A 17,298-nucleotide genomic window follows, 5' to 3' on the forward strand; every position below is an offset into this window, starting at 1 on the left:
CCCGGGTCCGTCACGGGCCCCGCGCGTTCGGGTGCGTAGGGTTAAGCCACCTCCGCCGCAGCGGACGGACACGCCCTAGGGAACGGAGGCGCCTTGCCGGAGTTGGACGAGTTCGACCGTCGGATTGTCGCGGCCCTGCAGGCCAACGCGCGCGCCCCGTGGCGGACCATCGCCGCGGCCCTCGGCGAGCACGAGCGCGCCGTGGCCCGCCGCGGCGCGGAGCTGCTGGCCGATCAGCGGGTCAGCGTGGTCGGCATCCGCCCGCACCCCGCCGCCCTCCTGGTGCGCGGGCGCTGTTCGCCCGGCTCGTCCCTCGTCAGCGTCGAGTCCCTGGCCGGCCGGAGCGACACGAGCTTCACCTACGCGGTCACGGGATCCAGCGACGTGGTGGCCGAGGTCCTCACCTATCCGGAGCGCCTCGGGAACCTCCTGGCGCTGGAGCTGGCGACGACGCCTGGCCTCAGCGGGCTGGAGTCGTTCCCGATCCTCAAGTACTTCCGCACCATCCGCGACTGGCGGCTGGACGTCCTGACCCCGGCGCAGCTCGAATCCCTCCGCCCGCGCCACCAGTCCGACGGCATGTTCCTGCGGTCGACGCCGGAGATGTCGCCGTCGGACCTCGACATCGTGGGGTGCCTCACGCGGGACGGCCGCATGGGGTACGAGGAGATCGCCCGGCGCGCCGGGGTCTCGGAGACGACGGCGCGCCGCCGGGTCGACTGGCTCCTGCAGAACGAGCACGTGCACCTCCGCGCCCTCGTGGAGCCCTCGCTCGTGGGGCTTCCGGTGGAGGCGCTGCTGTGGCTCCGGGTGGCCCCGCACCGCGTCGAGGAGATCGGCCAGGCGTTCGGCCGCGACCGACGCGTGCGCTACGCCGCCGCGCTCGCGGGCAGCAGCCAGATCATGGTCGACGTGACCCTGCCGAGCACCCACGACCTCTACACCTTCGTCACCGAGGGCGCGTGGGCCTCCGGCATCGAGTCCATGGACATCTCGCTGGTGGTCAGGGCCCGCAAGCGCGGCGGCCGGATCACCCCGGCCGCGGCTACGGCGCCGTAGCGGCCCGGGCGTCCGACGCCGGTCGTCCCGCGCCGTTCGTTCCGGCCGGGGCCCCGGCCGCGGGATCCGGCGTGGCGTGCCCCAGGAGGTCCGGCTCGACGTCGGCGTAGCGCGTCGCGGCCTCGTAGACCCGCGCCCAGCGCAGCAGTTGCGCGTCGCGGTGGTGGAACGCGGTGAGCTGGATGCCGGCGGGGAGGTTGTTCTCCGTGAAGCCCGCCGGGGCCGCCAGGGTGGGCAGGCCCGTGGCGGAGAGCAGGCACGCGGAACGCATCCAGTCGAGGTACGTCCGGGACGGGACGCCGGCGACGTCCCGCGGGTAGCGGATCGCGGCGTCGAACGGCTCCAGCTGCGCCCCGGGGGAGAGGAGCAGGTCGAAGCGCCCGAAGTACTCGCGCACCCGGGCCTGCAGCCGTGAGGCCGCGGCCGTCGTCGCGATCAGCTGCCGGGCGTCGAGGGCGAACCCCTTCTCCACGTTCCAGATGATCTCCGGCTTCACCAGCTCGGGCCGGGACTCGACGAGCGGTCCCAACTCCGCCGCGAAGTCGATCGCCCGCGTGTTGCCGAACACGTCGTCCGCGCCCGCGAAGTCGATCGTGGCCTCCTCGACCGTCGCCCCGAGCGATGCGAGGACGGCGGCCGCGCGCTCTAGCGCCGCGAGCATGGGCGCGGTCACGGGCACGCCCTGCCCGAAGTCGCGGGTGAGGCCGATGCGGACCCCGCGCAGGTCCGCCGGGGCCGGCCCGCCGAAGTCCCCGGCGTCCAGCGGAGCCCGGAGCTGGAGCTCGGGCGCCGGCCCGCTGACCGCGGACATGAACAGCTCCAGGTCCTCGACGCGGCGGGCCATGGGGCCCGTGCGCCCGAGCCACGCCCAGGCGTTGTTCGGCGAGGGCATCGGGATGACCCCGAGCGAGGGCCGCAGGCCGAAGACGTTGCAAAACGACGCCGGGATCCGCAGCGATCCGCCCATGTCGCTGCCCTCGCCCAGCGGCTGGACGCGGGCCGCCAGGGCCGCGGCCAGCCCGCCGCTGGAACCCCCGGCGCTCCGCGTCGGCGCGTACGGGTTGGTGGTGGTGCCGAAGACCTCGTTGAACGTGTGCGAGCCCGCGCCGAACTCCGGGACGTTCGATTTTCCGGTGGCGACGACGCCGGCCGCGCGCAGCCGGGCGACGATGAGGTCGTCGTTCGCCGGGACGTGGTGGGCGAGGGCGGGGGAGCCGCTCGTGGAGCGCATGCCCGCGACCTTGTGGGTGTCCTTGTGCGTCATGGGCAGGCCGTGCAGCGCCGGCAGGTCGGCGCCCTCGGACCGCCGGCGGTCGGCCGCGTCGGCCCGTTCGAGCGCGCCCTCGGCGTCCACCGTGGCGATCGCGTTGATCAGCGGGTTCACGTCGGCGATCCGGTCCAGGTGGGCCTGTGTGAGCTCGCGGGAGGAGAGCCGGCCGGAGGCCATCAGGCCCACCAGTTCCGTGGCGGACAGCTGCAGCAGTTCGTTCATCGCTTCTCCTCGGGCGTGTGGCGGGGAATGGGGGGTGTCGGGCGTGGTCCGTGTCGGGTGCGGGGCGGCGGTGCTTGTCCCGCGTTTCCACGAGTCTGTGCCGCACATCACGTCGGGGGAAGCCGCCGCGCACATCGAGGGGCGATTTGGCGGAAACGGACACGGTCGTGTCCATTTCCGCCATCCATTGCCCAAGGCGCGGGTTCTTGCGAATGTTATCGACATCACATTTGGCCCTCGGAGGAGCGGAACACATGCCCGTACACCCAGTCCACGCGGCCGGCACGTCCACGGACATCGCCGCCGTCGCCAACGCCCCGATCCTCTGGGTCTGCGCGCTGGGCGTCTTCGCCGTCATCTTCATCCAGTCCGTCATCTACATGCGCGCCGCCCGCGCCGCCGGGCCGTCCGTCGGCATGGAGGTCAAGGACCTGAACCGCGCCTTCCGCAGCGGGGCCGTGGCCTCCGTCGGCCCGTCGCTCGCCGTCGTGATCGTCGCCATCGCGCTGCTCGCGCTCTTCGGGACCCCGGCGGTGCTCATGCGCATCGGACTGATCGGTTCGGCGTCCACGGAGACCGCCTCGGCGTCGATCGCGGCCGTCAGCATGGGCTCCACCCTGGGCGGGGCCGACTACACCCAGCAGGTGTTCGGCGTTGCCTTCGCCGCCATGAGCATCAGCGGCGGCGCCTGGATGCTGGCCACGCTCATCCTGACGCCGATCCTCAAGCGCGGCGGGTCCAAGCTCTCCGCGGTGAACCCGGCGGCCATGGCGCTCATTCCCGGCGCCGCGCTGCTCGGCGCCTTCACGATGCTGGCGCTGACCGAGCTGCCGAAGTCCTCGGTCCACGCCGTGACGATCGCCGTCTCCGCCGCCGTCATGGCCGGGCTGTTGCTCCTGGCCCACCGGCTCCAGGCCGGGTGGCTCAAGGAGTGGGCGCTGGGCATCTCCATTCTGGTGGCCCTCGCCGTCGCCTTCGTCGCCCACACGTCCACCGCAGCGTAGAGGAAAGGCACCCACGATGAGCACCACCACCACGGCAGCCACTGCCGCCGCCGGCATGGCGGCCTTCGAACGCACCACCTCGCGCTGGGGGCGGCTGACGATGCTCGCCGGGCTCGTCCTGTCCCTGGCCGGGCCGGCCTACCTGGTCCTCTTCGCCGACCTCGGCATCACGTTCGCCCACATCGCCACCGCCTACCTCGCGGTCGCCGCGACCTTCCTGGTCTTCGCGGTCGTCGAGCCGATCACCTACTTCCCGATCCTCGGCCAGGCGGCCATGTACCAGGCGTTCATGATCGGCAACATCTCCAACAAGCTGCTCCCGGCCGCGATCGTCGCGCAGAGCCGTGTCGGGGTGCGGCCCGGCACGCGCAAGGGCGACCTCACGTCCGTGATGGCCATCTGCGGCGCGGCCGTCGTCCACCTGACGTCGCTGCTGATCTTCGTCGGGATCCTCGGCACCTGGCTGCTCACGATCATCCCGCCGGACGTCACCGTGGTCGCCCGGGCCTACATCCTCCCCGCCATCATGGGGGCCGTGCTGGTGCAGGCGATCGCGACCGTCCGCCAGGCGCGCCCCACGATCATCGCGGTCCTCGCCGCCCTCCTGATGCTGTTCCTCGTCCTTCCCGCCGCGCCGGCCCTGGCGCCGTTCGGGACGGCCATCGTGGTCCTCGCTACCGTGTTGATCTCCTGGTTCGCCCGGAACCGCAAGGCCACGCACACCGCGCAAGACGAGGACGGGGAGGGCCCGCTGGCCGAGGAGACCGCCACCCGAACCGGCCGCTGACACGCCGGCCCCCCGCCACCGTCCCCGAACCGAAGCCCCGCACAGAGGAGAACACCGCATGCTGAACACCACCGCCACGGACGTCGCGCCGACCCCCGCCGAGCTGGACCGGATGCACGAGCTGTACCGCCACCTGCACACCCACCCGGAACTGAGCATGCAGGAGCACCGGACGGCGGACTTCATCGCCGGGGAACTCGACGCGCTGGGCGTGGAGAACTTCCGCTGCGGCGGCACCGGCGTCGTCGGAATCCTGCGCAACGGCGAGGGGCCGGTCGTCGCGTTCCGGGCCGACACCGACGCCCTGCCGATCGCCGAGGACACCGGGCTCGAGTACGCGTCCACGGCCACCGGGACGCTGGAGGACGGGACGACCGTGCCCGTGATGCACGGCTGCGGCCACGACACCCACGTCACCGCGCTGCTGACGGCGGCCCGTGTCCTGGCCCGTTCGGCCGACGCCTGGTCGGGGACGATCGTCCTGCTCTTCCAGCCCGGGGAGGAGACCGCCGCGGGGGCGCGGGCCATGGTCGACGACGGACTCTGGGACCGCGCGCCGCGTCCGGAGGTGGTGCTGGGCCAGCACGTCATGCCGCTGCAGGCGGGCACCATCAACATCTCCACCGGCACCGCCATGGCGATGGCGGACTCCCTGCGCATTGTGGTCGGCGGCCGGCAGTCGCACGGGTCGCAGCCGCAGGACTCGATCGACCCGATCGTGCTGGCCTCGCACATGGTGACGCGGCTGCAGACGATCGTCTCGCGCGAGCTGGCGCCCACGTCCCCGGCCGTGCTGACGGTGGGCACCTTCCACGCGGGCCTGAAGGAGAACATCATCCCGGACCGGGCCGAGTTCACGATCAACGTGCGCAGCCTGACCGAGGACGTGCGCGCCCACGTCCTGTCCGCCATCGAACGCATCGTCAACGCCGAGGCCGCGGCCTCCGGAGCGCCGGCGCCGGCGATCGAGAAGCTCTACGATTTCCCGGCCAACGTCAACGACCCGGCCTCGACGGCGCGCGTCATCGGCGCCCTGCGGGGCGCCCTCGGGGAGGACAACGTCAACGACGCGCCGCCGCTGATGGGTTCCGAGGACTTCGGGCACCTGGGTTCGGCGATCGGCGTTCCCACCGTCTACTGGATGTTCGGCGGGTTCGACCTCGCGCAGGGCAAGCCGCCGGTGAACCACTCCCCGTACTTCGGGCCGATCCCCGAGCCCACGCTGTCCACCGCCGTCGCGGCCGCCGTCGCATCCGTGCTCGCCTGGGTCGGCAGCGACCGCTGACGCCCGGCGGGGAACGCCGCGGCCCGGGTCCCGCACGGGACCCGGGCCGCGGCGTTCCGGCGCCTACGCGCTCCGCTCCGGCAAATCCGCGCCCGGGGCCTTGCCGCCCGGCGCGTGATCCGCCAGGAACCGCAGCACCGGCCCGGCCAGGGACGCGCCGTTCTCGCGCGGGCCGCGCCCGGAGCGGGCGACGTGGAAGGAGTGGTCGCCTCCCTCGGTCCACTCGATGCGCGCGTGGGGTCCGATGCGTTCGGCGACGGGCTCCAGCTCGCCCGGCAGGGCGAAGGGGTCCCGCGTGCCCTGGAGGAACAGCAGGGGCGGCGTCAGCCCGTACAGGTGCGCGTCGCGCGGCTTCTCCGGCTTCCCGGGGGCGTGGAGCGGGTACCCCAGGAACACCAGTCCGGCGGCGGGCATGCCCTCGGCCACGGCCATCGACGCCATGCGGCCGCCGAAGGACTTGCCGGCCGCCCACACCGGCCCGCCCCCGGCGCGGGCGGCGGCCAGCGCCATCGCCGCGCGCCACGTGGAGACCGCCACCGGCGCGCGGTCCGGGAACTTCCGGCCCGCCTCGCTGTAGGGGAAGTTGAAGCGCAGGGTCGCGACGCCGGCGTCGTTCAGCGCGTCCGTGAACCCGACGAGGAACGGGTGGTCCATCCCGGCCCCGGCGCCGTGCGCGACGACGACGGTCGCCGAGGCGCCCGGGGGGCGGGTGTAGCTCCCGGACACCCGGGCCTCCCCGGCGTCGGGGACGTCGATGGTCACGTGCTCGTTCCGCGTGGGCATGGAACCCACTCTACGGTCGGGCATCCCGGGATCCTTGACGCTCCCCGAAAGGTCACCTAGGGTAAACATCTGTTGCATATATGAGCTACTTCACAGCGGCCGCTCCCCCCGGACGCCCAGCACACGGAGATTCCCCCATGCCCACCACCACCCCCACCGAGCGGGACGTCCTGGACGCCGCCGCGAGGATCGTCGAGGCGTTCGCCGCGACGGACACGGAGCGGTACTTCGCCGGGTTCGCCCCGGACGCGTCCTTCGTCTTCCACACCGAGCCCGCGCGGCTCGAGGACCGGGCCGCCTACGAGGCCCTCTGGGCCGACTGGATCGCCGACGGCTGGCGCGTCACGCGGTGCGTCTCCAGCAACCCGCGGGTCCAGGTATTCCCCGGCGGCGCGGTCTTCTGCCACGATGTCGCCACCAGCATCGAGGCCGGCGCCGACGCCGGCTCCCGCACCACGGACTCCTACGCCGAGCGGGAGACCATCGTCTTCCGCCGCGCGGCCGACGGTTCCCTGACCGCGGTCCACGAACACCTCTCGCCGGTGCCCGACGGCTCCGACAACGGAAAGGCCACGCCGTGAACGCGTACCGCAGATTCGAGCAGCACCTCGAGGCCAACGCCGAGAGCTTCGGTCCCATCAAGGGGCGCCTGGGCACCCGCCGGATCGGCATGATCTGGCTCGCCGCCAACCTCGTGGTCACCACGTTGCTGACCGGGACATTCTTCGTCCCGGGCGTCAGCTTCGGGGCGGCGCTGGGACTGATCGTGGCCGGGACGCTGATCGGCGCCGTCGTCCTGGTGCTCATCGGCAACATCGGCACGCGCACCGGCCTGCCGACCATGGCCATCACGCGCGGGGCGTTCGGCACCCGGGGCAGCCTGCTCCCGGTCGCGGCGAACGTCGTCGTGCTCATGGGCTGGAGCTGGGTCCAGGCCATGCTCGCAGGCGTGACCGTCAACTACCTCGTGGAGTCCGCCACCGGCTACTCCAACCCGATCCTCTTCTCCGTCCTGTGCCAGACGCTCGTGGTCTGCCTGGCCGTGTTCGGCCACGAGGGCATCGCGCGCGTCGAGCCGTGGCTGGCCGCGCTGATCCTGGCCATCATGGCGTACGTCTTCGCGGTCGCGTTCGGCACGTACGCCCCGGCGGAGTTCGCCGCCATCCCGGTCGACGAGTCGCTGGGCTACACCCCGTTCATCGTCCTGGACATCGTGATCGCGACCGCCATCTCCTGGACCGTGCTTTCCGCGGACTTCAACCGGCTCGCCCGGCACGGCCGCGCCGGGATGCTCGGTTCCGGCGTCGGCTACACGCTCTCCACCGTGCTGGCGATGGCGCTCGGGGCGACGGCGATCGGCTACGTGATCCTCTCCGGCGGCGAGGCCGTCCCGTTCGACCCCACGGTCATCGTCGCCGCGTTCGGCGCCCCGCTGGCCGTCGTGATCTTCCTGTCCGTCATGGCAACGAACACCATGGTGGTCTACGGCATGGTCACCTCGATCGTCAACGCCCAGTCCCGGCGCAAGCTGCCGTTCCTCGGCACCGCGCTGGTCGTCGGCGCGGTGTCGATCGTCGGCTCCACCTGGCTGGCCCTGCTGAACCAGTTCACCGACTTCCTGGTGCTCATCGGCGCGTTCTTCGTGCCCGTCTTCGCCATCATGATCGTCGACTACTACCTGCTCAAGCGCGGCAGCTACACCCGCGACATCCTGCGCGGCGACGGCGGGGCCTACTGGTACACCGCCGGGGTCAACTGGGTGGCCGTCGGCGTGTGGATCGCCGGCGCCGCGGTGTCCTACCTGCTCACCTACGTGGTCCCCAGCCCGCTCGGGGCCACCATGCCGGCGTTCGCCGTGAGCTTCCTGCTCTACCTGGCGCTGTCCTGGAACCGCCGCGGGTCCGGCGCCGGGGCCCCGCACCGCCACCTCGCCGAGGAGGGGCATGCGGCCGCTCGCTGACCTGAGCCACCGCATCGAGACCGGCATGCCGGTCTTCCCCGGGGACCCCGAGGTCTCGGTTTCCCCGGCGCTGGAGATCGAGCGCGACGTCGTCGCGGTCTCCCACCTCGCCCTCGGCTCGCACACGGGCACCCACGTCGACGCCCCCGCGCACACGGTGCCCGGCGGCCGGACCATGGACCGCGTGGGGCTGGACGAGCTGGTCGGTCCCGCGCTGGTGCTGCACGTCCCCGGGCTCGCCGCGGGGGAGCGCATCGGCGCCGGGGAGGTGGAGGGGCAGGTCCCGGAGCGCGTGCCGGCGATCGTCGTGGTCGCCACCGGCTGGGACCGGCACTTCGGCGCCGACGAGTACCTGCGCCACCCGTACCTCGACGCCGGGCTGGCCGCCGAGCTGGTGCGGCGCGGGATGCGCGTCCTGGCCGTCGACACCCTGAACCCGGACCCGACCCTGCAGGAGGGCGCGTTCCGGTTGCCCGTGCACGAGGCGGTCCTCGGGGCCGACGGGCTGATTGTCGAGAACCTGACCGGCGCCGCGGCGCTTCCGGCGCGGGCGCACCTGGGCTTCTTCCCGCTGCGGCTCGGCGCCGTGGACGGCGCGCCCGTGCGGGCCGTCGCCTTCGACACCGGGGCGTCCGGGCCCGACGCCGGCGCGGGGCCGCGTTCCGAGCCGGCGCCCGGGCCGCGTTCCTAGACCGTCCGAGAAGGCCGCCGCGGCTACGCGCGCCGCGAGAGTCCCGCGACGCTCAGCGCCAGCAGGCAGGTGGCCCGGAAGGAGCCGTCCGCCAGGTCGTGGTCCAGCAGCTCCTCGATCCGGCGCACCCGGTAGGCCAGCGTGTTCCGGTGGATGAAGAGCTCGTCGCAGACGGCGCGGGTGTTGCCGCTGTGCCGCAGGAACGCGTCGAGCGTGCGGATGAGCGTCCCCGAGGGCTCGCGCTGCAGCGGCTCCAGCAGGCGGTGGGCCATGGCGGCCAGCCCGGTGCTCGGCAGGCCGTCCACGATCGCGGCGAGGTCCACGCGCGCGGTGTCGCGCACGCCCGGCTCCGCGGTCCGGCCCACCAGCCGCAGCGCCAGCGACAGCTCGTCCATGTCCCCGGCCGTCAGGACGTCCACGCCGAACTCCGGGGCCTCCCGGAACAGCTCCCGGACCAGGTCCGTGAGTGGGCGCGCCCCGGTGGGCCGCTCCACGACGACCGTGGTCCGGCCCCGCCCCTCCATGAAGCGGGCGGTGCCGAAGTTCTCGCCAAGCTCGACGCGGACGCGCCAGGAGATCGCGCGCAGCTGCGCCGCGTCCATGTCCCCGGGGGCCGCGATGACCACCGCCCCCCACCCGGTCGCCGCGTCGAAGCCGGCGTCCTCGGCCAGGGCGCGCAGCTGGGCCCGCGTCGTGCCGCGGCGCTCGTAGAGCGCCTCGATGAAGCGGGCGGCCTCCCGCGAGTGCATCGGGGAGTTGGACCCGAGGGTCCCGGCCAGCTGCATGGCCAGCACCGCGGCCACGGGCCCCAGCAGGGGATGGACGACGACGTTGGCGTCCATCCCCTCGATCAGGAGCCGGAACCTGTGGGCGTCCCCGGTGGGCAGGTTCAGCGTGGTCCGGGCGGAGCGCTTGCGCACGGTCCCGGCCGCGACCAGCTGGTAGCCCGCGCTGTCGACGACCGTCAGCCGCGCGTCGACCACGCGGCTGATGCGCTCGACCACCGTCCCCAGGGACGCCCCGCCGGCGGCCAGCCGGGTGCACTCGTCGGCGAGCTCCCACCCCGCGCGCATCTCGGCGTGGCGCTCGGCGCCGAGCGTCTGCCAGACGTGGCGGATCACCTGGAGCAGCGGGACGTGCCCGGGGAGCTCCAGCAGGGGCAGCCCGTGGGCGTCGCAGGCGTCGACGAGGCCCGGCGGCGTGGCCTCGTGGGCGACGCCGAGACCCACGACGAGCGCGGAGACGGGGACGTCGCCGAGCCGCTCCACGTAGGCGTCCCACGTCCGCGGGTCCCTGAAGTTCAGCCCCATGCCGTGGGTCAGCACCAGCGCGTTGCCGCTGAGGAACGGGGTCGGGTCCATGAGCTCCGTCGGGGCGCACCAGGACACGGTCCGGTCCAGGCGCCCCGGGCCGCCGGCCACGCGCGGGCGCAGGTCCAGCCCGTCCGTTAGCAGCAGGTCGCGGACGTGCATGGCGGGCCCCCGATCTGGCAATGTTCATGGTTTCGCCGGTGAACTTCAGCATATTGCACAATTACAGCGGCGGGCAGGGCTGTATAACGTGGGCCCATGGCTCCCCACCCCTCCACGCCCCCGCACAACACGCCCCCGCACGACGCCGGCGCCCCGGCACGCCCGCGCGTCACCATCAACTCCGACCTGGGCGAGGGCATCGGCCTGCACCGCTTCGGCAACGACACCGCCCTGATGGAGCTCATCGACGTCGCGAACGTGGCCTGCGGCTACCACGCCGGCGACCCCGACGTCATGGACGAGACCGTCCGCCTCGCCGGGGAGCACGGCGTCGCGGTGGGGGCCCACCCCGGGCTGCCCGACGTCGTCGGGTTCGGCCGCCGCCGCATGGCCCTGACGCCCGGGGAGGTCGAATCGATCATCCTCTACCAGACGGGCGCCCTCAGCGCGTTCCTCGGCAAGCACGGGCTGCCCCTGAACCACATCAAGCCGCACGGCTCGCTCTACGGCATGCTGGCCGGCGACGAGGCGCTCATGGAGGCCGCCGCCGGCGTCGCGCAGCAGTACGGCGTCCCGTTCTTCGGGCTCGCGGGGACCGCGCACGAGTCCGTCTGCGCACGCGAGGGCGTGGACTTCGTGCCCGAGCTCTACGTCGACCTGAACTACGCGGCCGACGGCGGGCTGATCATCCAGCGCCGTCCGGAGACCACCGATCCCGCGGCGGCCGGCGACCGCGTCCGCCGCGCCCTCGGCGGGCAGAGCGTCCTGGCGGTCGACGGCACCGAGCTCGAGATCGCGTTCGCCAGCATCTGCGTCCACTCGGACGCCCCGAACTCGCCCGACGTCGCGCGCGCGGTGCGCGACGAGATCACGCGGGCGGGCGCCGGAGAGCCCGGCGCCGGCACCTGAGCACCACGTTCCCATCCCGCACGACCCCACGAGAGAAGGCACCCCATGGCCGATGTTGTCTCCCCGCTCCCCGGAGTGTTCTACCGCCGCCCGGGCCCGGGCAAGGATCCGTTCATCGAGGTCGGTGACCGCGTCGAGGCCGGCCAGACCGTCGGGATCGTCGAGATCATGAAGCAGTTCACCGAGGTCCAGACCGACGTGGCCGGCGTCGTCGAGAGCTTCACCGTGGACGACGCCGGGACCGTCAACCCCGGCGACGTCATCCTCGTCATCGCGGAAGGGTAGGCGCGGGCGCATGCGCAAGCTCCTAATCGCCAACCGCGGCGAGATCGCGGTGCGCATCATCCGGACCGCCCGGGACATGGGGCTGGAGACCGTCGTCGTCGTCAGCGAGCCGGACCGGGACTCGATGGCGGCCGGCGCCGCGGACGAATCCGTCCTCGTCGGCCCGGCGCCGGCCACAGCCAGCTACCTCAACCACGACGCCGTCCTGCGGGCCGCGCTGGACTCGGGCTGCGACGCCGTCCACCCCGGCTACGGTTTCCTGTCCGAGAACGCCGCGTTCGCACGCAAGGTCGTGGACGCCGGCCTGACCTGGGTGGGGCCGGACCCGTCGGCGATCGAGCTCATGGGCAACAAGTCCCGGGCGCGCGCGGCCGCCCAGGACGCCGGGGTGCCGATCCTGCGCGGCACCGACGGCCCGCTCGAGCCCGACGACGACGCCCTCGCGCTGGCCTGGGACATCGGATTCCCGCTGGTGGTCAAGGCGTCCGCGGGCGGCGGCGGGCGCGGCATCCGCTTCGTCAACCACGAGTCTGAGCTGCTCGCGAGCATCGAGACGGCCCGCGGCGAGGCCGCCTCCGTCTTCGGCGACGGCGCCGTCTACCTGGAGCGGTTCGTCGAGCTCGCACGGCACGTCGAGGTCCAGATCCTCGGCGACGGCGAGCGGTACATCCACCTCGGGGACCGCGACTGCTCCATGCAGCGGCGCTCGCAGAAGGTCCTGGAGGAGGCGCCCGCCCCAGACCTGCCGCACCACGTGCGGGACGTCATCCGCGAGTCCTCCGTGGAGCTCGCGCGGAGGTGCGGCTACCGGGGCGCCGGGACCGTCGAGTTCCTCTACGACCCGGTGCGCGAGGAGGCCGCGTTCATCGAGATGAACACCCGCCTGCAGGTGGAGCACCCGATCACCGAGGAGATCACGGGCGTGGACATCGTGCGCGAGCAGCTGCGCATCGCCGCGGGGGAGGGGCTCTCGCTGAGCCAGGACGACGTCGTCTTCTCCGGGCACGCCATCGAGCTGCGGCTGAACGCCGAGGACCCGCACAAGAACTTCTTCCCGAGCCCCGGCACGATCACCCGCCTGGCGTGGCCGACCGGCGAGGGGATCCGCGTGGACACCGGCGTGGTCGAGGGCTCCGTCGTCGCGCCGTTCTACGACTCGATGCTCGCGAAGCTGATCGTCCACGCGGACACGCGCGAGGAGGCGATCGCGCGGCTGCTGGCCGCGCTGGAGCACACGCACGTGGAGGGGATCGCGACCACGATGCCGTTCCACAAGCTGCTCCTGTCGCGGCCCGAGTTCGCCGCGGTCGAACACCACTCGAAGTTCATCGAGACCACCGACGGCATCCTGGAGGCATTGTGAGGCGCGCGAGCGAGGCGACGGCGGAGCTGGGGCCCGCTCGCTACACGTGGGGCGGCGACGAGTTCCTGTTCGTGGAGATCGCCGAGGCCATGAGCCTGCAGGCCTACTTCAAGGTGATGTCGATGGCGACGGTCCTCGCGGACCAGGGGCTGGACGGCGTCGTCGACGTCTGCCCGGCCAACGCCTCGCTGCTGATCCGCTTCGACCCGGACGTCCTGCCCGGGGCCGAGCTCGAGACCGCCGTGCGGGCCATCGAGGCGGACCTGCGGGGCCGGCGGCACCCGGCGATCCGGACGCGGATCGTCGAGGTCCCCGTCTGGTACGACGACCCGTTCACCGCCGAGGTGGGGGCACGCTTCCGCGAGGGCTACCACCAGGACCCGTCCGGGACGGACCTGGACTACGCCGCGAAGGTCAACGGCCTCGCGGACGCCGCCGAGTTCATCCGGCGCCACCACGAGCAGCCGTGGCTGGTGTCGATGGTCGGTTTCGTGGCCGGGCTGCCGTTCCTGTTCCAGCTGGTGCCGCAGGAGGACCAGCTGGAGGTGCCCAAGTACCTCAGCCCGCGCACCGACACCCCGAAGCTCACCGTGGGGCACGGCGGCTGCTTCGGCTGCATCTACTCGGTCCGCGGGGCCGGCGGCTACCAGATGTTCGGCGTCGCCGCGGCTCCGATCTTCGACCCGAGCCAGGCCCTGGAGGACTTCGGGGACTTCATGGTGTTCTTCCGGCCGGGCGACCTGGTCAGGTTCCGCCCCGTTGACGAGGAGGAGTACCGGCGCATCCAGGACGAGGTCGAGGCCGGCACGTTCCGCTACCGCCAGGCCCCCGTCACGTTCGAGCTGGAGAAGGCGCTCGCCGACCCCAGGGAGTACAACCGACAGATCATGGAGCAGCTCGATGGCGTTTGAGATCAAGAGTCCCGGCCTGTCGACGACGGTCCAGGACCGGGGCCGCACCGGGCACTACAACGTGGGGCTGCCGCAGTGCGGCTCGATGGACCAGTACTCCGCGGAGCTCGGGAACGTGCTGGTCGGCAACGGCGCCGACGCGGCCGTGCTGGAGTGCACCTACATGGGCCCGACGTTCACGACGGACGCGGACGCCGTCGTCGCGGTGACCGGCGCGCCGGTGGACCTCAAGGTCAACGGCGAGTCCCGGCCGACCTGGACGCGGGTGGCCCTGTCCGCGGGCGACGAGGTGGGCTTCGGGGTCATCCAGGGCGGGACGCGCTTCTATGTGGCCGTCGCCGGCGGGATCGACGTCCCGGTGGTGCTCGGCAGCCGCTCCACCTATGTGCTGGGCGGGGTCGGCGGACACGAGGGCCGGAAGCTGGCGGCCGGGGACGTGCTGCCCGTGGGGGCGCCCTCCGGCGAGCCGCCGGCCGCGGAGTCCGTCCCCGAGAAGTTCCGCCCGGCCTACGAGTTGGACCAGGACATCCGGATCGTCCTGGGCCTCTACGACCACCGCCTGACGGACGAGGGCCGGGCCAACCTGCTGGAGTCCGAGTGGACGCTGACGCCGGTCGCGGACCGGATGGGACTGCGCTACGACGGTCCCGGCGTGACATGGAAGGAGCGCGTCCAGCCCTTCGGCGCCGGGTCCGATCCGTCCAACATCGTGGACGCCGGGTACGCCGTCGGCTCCATCCAGATCCCCGGGGGCACCCAGCCGATCATCCTGCACCGCGACGCCGTCTCCGGAGGGGGATACGCGATGGTGGGCACGGTCATCTCCGCGGACATGGACCGGCTGGCCCGCGCGGCCCCCGGGACGAGGACCCGCTTCCTGGCGGTGAGCATGGACGAGGCGCTGGCCGCCCGCCGGGCGCGGGCGGACCTGCTGGCGAAGGTGCGGGCGGAGCTGGACGTGCGGTCCTAGCCGGAGGTGCCGCGCCGGGCCGAAGCGCCGCGCCGGTCGGGGAGCAGCGTGACGCGGAGCCGGCCCGAGGGCAGTTCGGACACCTCCACGCGCTCCAGCGAGTCGACGACGTGCGTCGCCGGCAATGCGTCAGCCCCGAAGGTGCCGGACACCGCCAGCGTCACGGCGCCGCTGGCCCGTCCGGCCTCCACGCCCGCGGGCGCGTCCTCGATCACCAGGCAGCGCCGGATGTCCGCGCCGATGCGCCGCGCGCCGAGCAGGTAGCCCTCCGGGTCCGGCTTGCCGGCGTCGACCTGCTCCGCCGTCACCATGAGCGGCGGGGCCTCGACGCCCGCTGAGGCCATGCGGGCCGCGGCGAGGTCGGCGGTGCAGGAGGTGACGATCGTCCAGCGCCCCGCCGGCAGCGACGCCAGCACGCGCTCCGCGCCGGGCGTGCGGTGGATGCCGCCGGTGTCGGCGGCCTCGAGCTCGTTGATGCGGCGCAGGGCCTCGTCGCGGCGTTCGGGTTCGATGTGGTCGGCGACGATGCTGCGGGCGGGGATGCCGTGCGCGGTGTACCGGAAGTCCGCCAGGCCCATCTCGCGGCCCCAGCGGTTCCACGCGCGCTCGGTGGGTTCGGTGGAGTCGATCAGCGTGCCGTCGAGGTCGAAGAGCAGGGCGTCCACGTCGAGGTGGACGGGCCCCTCCGGGTCCGGTGCGGGAGTCGTGGTCATGCGAGAAGCTTAGGCCGAACGGACGCCGCGGTGCCTCCCGCGGTATCCGGGGCTACGGGTCGGTCAGCGCCTGGATCGCCTCGGACAACGTCCGGTGGACGCCGGCGAAGCGTCCGCCGCTGCCGATCGCCTCGTACCGCCCGTCGTCGCACCTGCGCACATCGCCGACCGCGTCGCCGTTGTCCGCGTGCACCGTGAACCGCGATGTCCCTGCGCGGTCCGCGTAGGCCCCGCTCATGCTCGGTGTTCCGAGTCCCATCTCCAACACACACCTTTCCCCAAATATCAGTACTGCGGGCAACCATCATCCCGAATAGTCCATTTGTTTGGCTAGATGGGGAGGGTCAATCGATACCCTTCCGCAACAGTCGGCAGGGGACGGGTGCCGGGCCGGGGGCGCCCGGCCCTTGCCGTCGCCGCGGCTTCGGGTAGATTTGCCTGAACGTGGCCCGCATCACACCGCGCCCCGGAGAGGACAACGATGTACCGGATCGACCACGCGGATTCCTTCGGCGCCTGGCGTCGGCTGATCTCGCAGTCGTTCGTGCCCCTGGAGGCCGTGCCGGTCCGGCCCGGCCCGTTCGCCGGGCGCGTGGGCGGGCGCCGCCTGAACGACGTCGGCATGATGCACGTCGAGGCGACGGCCCACACCGTGGAGCGCACCCCCGGACTGATTGCCGCCGGTTCGGAGGGCTACTACAAGCTGAACCTGCAGCTGGAAGGGAGCGGCCTGCTGTTGCAGGACGGGCGGGAAACGACGCTGCGCCCCGGCGACCTCGCGATCTACGACACGCAGCGCCCCTACACCCTCGCCTTCGGGGAGGACTTCCGCACGCTCGTGCTGATGTTCCCGCAGCACCTGCTGGGGCTCGCGCCGGACGACGTCGCCGAACTCACCGCGGTCCGCATGGGCCGCGGCCAGCGCCTCGGCGAGGCCGTCGCGCCGTTCGTCGCACAGATCGGGCAGATGCTGCCCTCGCTCGAGGGCCCCACGGGCTATCGCCTGGCCCGGAACGTCGTCGACCTGCTCGCCACCCTGCTGGCGGACGAGGTCTATGCGCGCCCGGACCGGAAGCCCGACGACCACGCGCGGCTCCTCCACCGCATCCAGCACCACATCGACGCGAACCTGGCTGATCCCGGGCTCGGGCCGCGGGGGATCGCCGCCGCGCACTTCATCTCGACGCGCACCCTGCACCAGCTGTTCGCCGACGCCGGGCACACCGTGGCCGGCTGGATCCGGGAGCGGCGGCTGGAGCGCTGCCGCCGGGATCTGGCCGACCCGTTGCATGCCCGGGTGCCGGTCGGGGCGATTGGCGCCCGCTGGGGGTTGCCCGACGCGGCCCACTTCAGCCGCGTCTTCCGGGCCGCGTTCGGGTCCTCGCCCACGCAGTACCGGCGGCTGGCCGACAGCACGCCCGCCACGCGGACCGCCGCGGCGGCCGCGCAGGGGGTTCCACGGAGCCCCTAGCGTCCCGTCCGCCGGCGGCGGCGCAAGCGCGCGCTCACGGACAAGGCCCCCCGCCGGGAAAGCCAAGCCCGCGCGGTGTGTCCCGGGGCACACTGGGGTGGAACGAGCCCACGGGCGCCCACGGCACCGCGGCCCGGCCGCGG

The 17,298-nt window shown here is 72.9% G+C and carries 18 protein-coding genes; 13 read left to right on the forward strand and 5 right to left on the reverse strand.

Annotation, left to right across the window (positions count from 1 at the left end; genetic code table 11):
• Positions 1 to 93: 93 nt before the first annotated feature.
• The gene (locus ACETWP_RS17090; RefSeq protein WP_373973494.1) at positions 94 to 1,059 is read left to right on the forward strand and encodes an Lrp/AsnC family transcriptional regulator; all 966 of its coding nucleotides are present in this window, start codon (positions 94 to 96) and stop codon (positions 1,057 to 1,059) included.
• Here ACETWP_RS17090 and ACETWP_RS17095 read toward each other — a convergent pair.
• Complete coding sequence (locus ACETWP_RS17095) at positions 1,046 to 2,551, reverse strand: amidase (protein ID WP_373973495.1); 1,506 nt, start codon at positions 2,549 to 2,551, stop codon at positions 1,046 to 1,048. The genes ACETWP_RS17090 and ACETWP_RS17095 overlap by 14 nt on opposite strands.
• Positions 2,552 to 2,805: 254 nt before the next feature.
• Between ACETWP_RS17095 and ACETWP_RS17100 the strand changes: the two genes are divergently transcribed.
• From ACETWP_RS17100 to ACETWP_RS17110, 3 genes are all read left to right on the forward strand, one after another.
• Positions 2,806 to 3,555 (forward strand): DUF5058 family protein, encoded by a 750-nt coding sequence (locus tag ACETWP_RS17100; RefSeq protein ID WP_373973496.1) that lies wholly within the window; start codon positions 2,806 to 2,808, stop codon positions 3,553 to 3,555.
• A gap of 16 nt (positions 3,556 to 3,571) precedes the next feature.
• Positions 3,572 to 4,342, forward strand: coding sequence for a hypothetical protein (locus ACETWP_RS17105; protein ID WP_373973497.1), 771 nt, complete (start codon positions 3,572 to 3,574; stop codon positions 4,340 to 4,342).
• Positions 4,343 to 4,403: 61 nt separating this feature from the next.
• Positions 4,404 to 5,627, forward strand: a complete 1,224-nt coding sequence (locus ACETWP_RS17110; RefSeq protein ID WP_373973510.1) for an amidohydrolase — start codon at positions 4,404 to 4,406, stop codon at positions 5,625 to 5,627.
• 63 nt (positions 5,628 to 5,690) lie between these two features.
• Here ACETWP_RS17110 and ACETWP_RS17115 read toward each other — a convergent pair whose 3' ends face one another.
• Positions 5,691 to 6,410, reverse strand: a complete 720-nt coding sequence (locus ACETWP_RS17115) for an alpha/beta hydrolase family protein (RefSeq protein ID WP_373973511.1) — start codon at positions 6,408 to 6,410, stop codon at positions 5,691 to 5,693.
• 137 nt (positions 6,411 to 6,547) lie between these two features.
• Between ACETWP_RS17115 and ACETWP_RS17120 the strand changes: the two genes are divergently transcribed.
• From ACETWP_RS17120 to ACETWP_RS17130, 3 genes are read left to right on the forward strand one after another with little or no spacing between them, the layout of a single operon-like run.
• Positions 6,548 to 6,991 carry a YybH family protein gene (locus tag ACETWP_RS17120; RefSeq protein WP_373973498.1) on the forward strand — a complete coding sequence of 148 codons (444 nt, stop codon included), beginning with the start codon at positions 6,548 to 6,550 and terminating at the stop codon, positions 6,989 to 6,991.
• Positions 6,988 to 8,370, forward strand: coding sequence for a purine-cytosine permease family protein (locus ACETWP_RS17125; protein ID WP_373973499.1), 1,383 nt, complete (start codon positions 6,988 to 6,990; stop codon positions 8,368 to 8,370). The genes ACETWP_RS17120 and ACETWP_RS17125 overlap by 4 nt, the downstream gene beginning before the upstream one ends.
• Positions 8,354 to 9,061, forward strand: a complete 708-nt coding sequence (locus ACETWP_RS17130) for a cyclase family protein (RefSeq protein ID WP_373973500.1) — start codon at positions 8,354 to 8,356, stop codon at positions 9,059 to 9,061. The genes ACETWP_RS17125 and ACETWP_RS17130 overlap by 17 nt, the downstream gene beginning before the upstream one ends.
• A 23-nt stretch (positions 9,062 to 9,084) precedes the next feature.
• Here ACETWP_RS17130 and ACETWP_RS17135 read toward each other — a convergent pair whose 3' ends face one another.
• The gene (locus ACETWP_RS17135) at positions 9,085 to 10,533 is read right to left on the reverse strand and encodes a PucR family transcriptional regulator (RefSeq protein ID WP_373973501.1); all 1,449 of its coding nucleotides are present in this window, start codon (positions 10,531 to 10,533) and stop codon (positions 9,085 to 9,087) included.
• Positions 10,534 to 10,629: 96 nt separating this feature from the next.
• On the opposite strand from ACETWP_RS17135, the gene pxpA reads away from it, so the two are divergent.
• The 5 genes from pxpA to ACETWP_RS17160 are packed head-to-tail and all read left to right on the forward strand — an operon-like array spanning position 10,630 to position 14,971.
• Positions 10,630 to 11,442 carry a 5-oxoprolinase subunit PxpA gene (gene pxpA, locus ACETWP_RS17140; RefSeq protein ID WP_373973502.1) on the forward strand — a complete coding sequence of 271 codons (813 nt, stop codon included), beginning with the start codon at positions 10,630 to 10,632 and terminating at the stop codon, positions 11,440 to 11,442.
• A gap of 45 nt (positions 11,443 to 11,487) precedes the next feature.
• Positions 11,488 to 11,727, forward strand: a complete 240-nt coding sequence (locus tag ACETWP_RS17145) for an acetyl-CoA carboxylase (RefSeq protein ID WP_373973503.1) — start codon at positions 11,488 to 11,490, stop codon at positions 11,725 to 11,727.
• 10 nt (positions 11,728 to 11,737) lie between these two features.
• The gene (locus tag ACETWP_RS17150; protein WP_373973504.1) at positions 11,738 to 13,090 is read left to right on the forward strand and encodes an acetyl-CoA carboxylase biotin carboxylase subunit; all 1,353 of its coding nucleotides are present in this window, start codon (positions 11,738 to 11,740) and stop codon (positions 13,088 to 13,090) included.
• The gene (locus tag ACETWP_RS17155; RefSeq protein WP_373973505.1) at positions 13,087 to 14,001 is read left to right on the forward strand and encodes a 5-oxoprolinase subunit B family protein; all 915 of its coding nucleotides are present in this window, start codon (positions 13,087 to 13,089) and stop codon (positions 13,999 to 14,001) included. Before ACETWP_RS17150 ends, ACETWP_RS17155 begins: the two co-directional genes overlap by 4 nt.
• A complete protein-coding gene (locus tag ACETWP_RS17160) occupies positions 13,991 to 14,971 on the forward strand; it encodes a 5-oxoprolinase subunit C family protein (RefSeq protein WP_373973506.1) in 981 nt (326 codons plus the stop codon). The genes ACETWP_RS17155 and ACETWP_RS17160 overlap by 11 nt, the downstream gene beginning before the upstream one ends.
• Here ACETWP_RS17160 and ACETWP_RS17165 read toward each other — a convergent pair.
• A complete protein-coding gene (locus ACETWP_RS17165) occupies positions 14,968 to 15,684 on the reverse strand; it encodes an HAD-IA family hydrolase (protein ID WP_373973507.1) in 717 nt (238 codons plus the stop codon). The two genes, ACETWP_RS17160 and ACETWP_RS17165, sit on opposite strands and share 4 nt — an antisense overlap.
• A 52-nt stretch (positions 15,685 to 15,736) precedes the next feature.
• Positions 15,737 to 15,943 carry a hypothetical protein gene (locus tag ACETWP_RS17170; RefSeq protein WP_373973508.1) on the reverse strand — a complete coding sequence of 69 codons (207 nt, stop codon included), beginning with the start codon at positions 15,941 to 15,943 and terminating at the stop codon, positions 15,737 to 15,739.
• Between the two features lie 222 nt (positions 15,944 to 16,165).
• On the opposite strand from ACETWP_RS17170, the gene ACETWP_RS17175 reads away from it, so the two are divergent.
• Complete coding sequence (locus ACETWP_RS17175) at positions 16,166 to 17,155, forward strand: AraC-like ligand-binding domain-containing protein (protein ID WP_373973509.1); 990 nt, start codon at positions 16,166 to 16,168, stop codon at positions 17,153 to 17,155.
• Positions 17,156 to 17,298: the final 143 nt, after the last annotated feature.

Source organism: Arthrobacter halodurans, from assembly GCF_041877255.1.
Lineage (GTDB): Bacteria > Actinomycetota > Actinomycetes > Actinomycetales > Micrococcaceae > Arthrobacter_N > Arthrobacter_N halodurans.

Coding starts and splice junctions, on each gene's coding strand:
- ACETWP_RS17095 (WP_373973495.1), bottom strand. CDS start 2,551: ATGAACGAACTGCTGCAGCTGTCCGCCACGGAACTGGTGGGCCTGATG.
- ACETWP_RS17100 (WP_373973496.1), top strand. CDS start 2,806: ATGCCCGTACACCCAGTCCACGCGGCCGGCACGTCCACGGACATCGCC.
- ACETWP_RS17105 (WP_373973497.1), top strand. CDS start 3,572: ATGAGCACCACCACCACGGCAGCCACTGCCGCCGCCGGCATGGCGGCC.
- ACETWP_RS17115 (WP_373973511.1), bottom strand. CDS start 6,410: ATGCCCACGCGGAACGAGCACGTGACCATCGACGTCCCCGACGCCGGG.
- ACETWP_RS17120 (WP_373973498.1), top strand. CDS start 6,548: ATGCCCACCACCACCCCCACCGAGCGGGACGTCCTGGACGCCGCCGCG.
- ACETWP_RS17130 (WP_373973500.1), top strand. CDS start 8,354: ATGCGGCCGCTCGCTGACCTGAGCCACCGCATCGAGACCGGCATGCCG.
- ACETWP_RS17135 (WP_373973501.1), bottom strand. CDS start 10,533: ATGCACGTCCGCGACCTGCTGCTAACGGACGGGCTGGACCTGCGCCCG.
- pxpA (WP_373973502.1), top strand. CDS start 10,630: ATGGCTCCCCACCCCTCCACGCCCCCGCACAACACGCCCCCGCACGAC.
- ACETWP_RS17145 (WP_373973503.1), top strand. CDS start 11,488: ATGGCCGATGTTGTCTCCCCGCTCCCCGGAGTGTTCTACCGCCGCCCG.
- ACETWP_RS17150 (WP_373973504.1), top strand. CDS start 11,738: ATGCGCAAGCTCCTAATCGCCAACCGCGGCGAGATCGCGGTGCGCATC.
- ACETWP_RS17160 (WP_373973506.1), top strand. CDS start 13,991: ATGGCGTTTGAGATCAAGAGTCCCGGCCTGTCGACGACGGTCCAGGAC.
- ACETWP_RS17165 (WP_373973507.1), bottom strand. CDS start 15,684: ATGACCACGACTCCCGCACCGGACCCGGAGGGGCCCGTCCACCTCGAC.
- ACETWP_RS17170 (WP_373973508.1), bottom strand. CDS start 15,943: ATGGGACTCGGAACACCGAGCATGAGCGGGGCCTACGCGGACCGCGCA.
- ACETWP_RS17175 (WP_373973509.1), top strand. CDS start 16,166: ATGTACCGGATCGACCACGCGGATTCCTTCGGCGCCTGGCGTCGGCTG.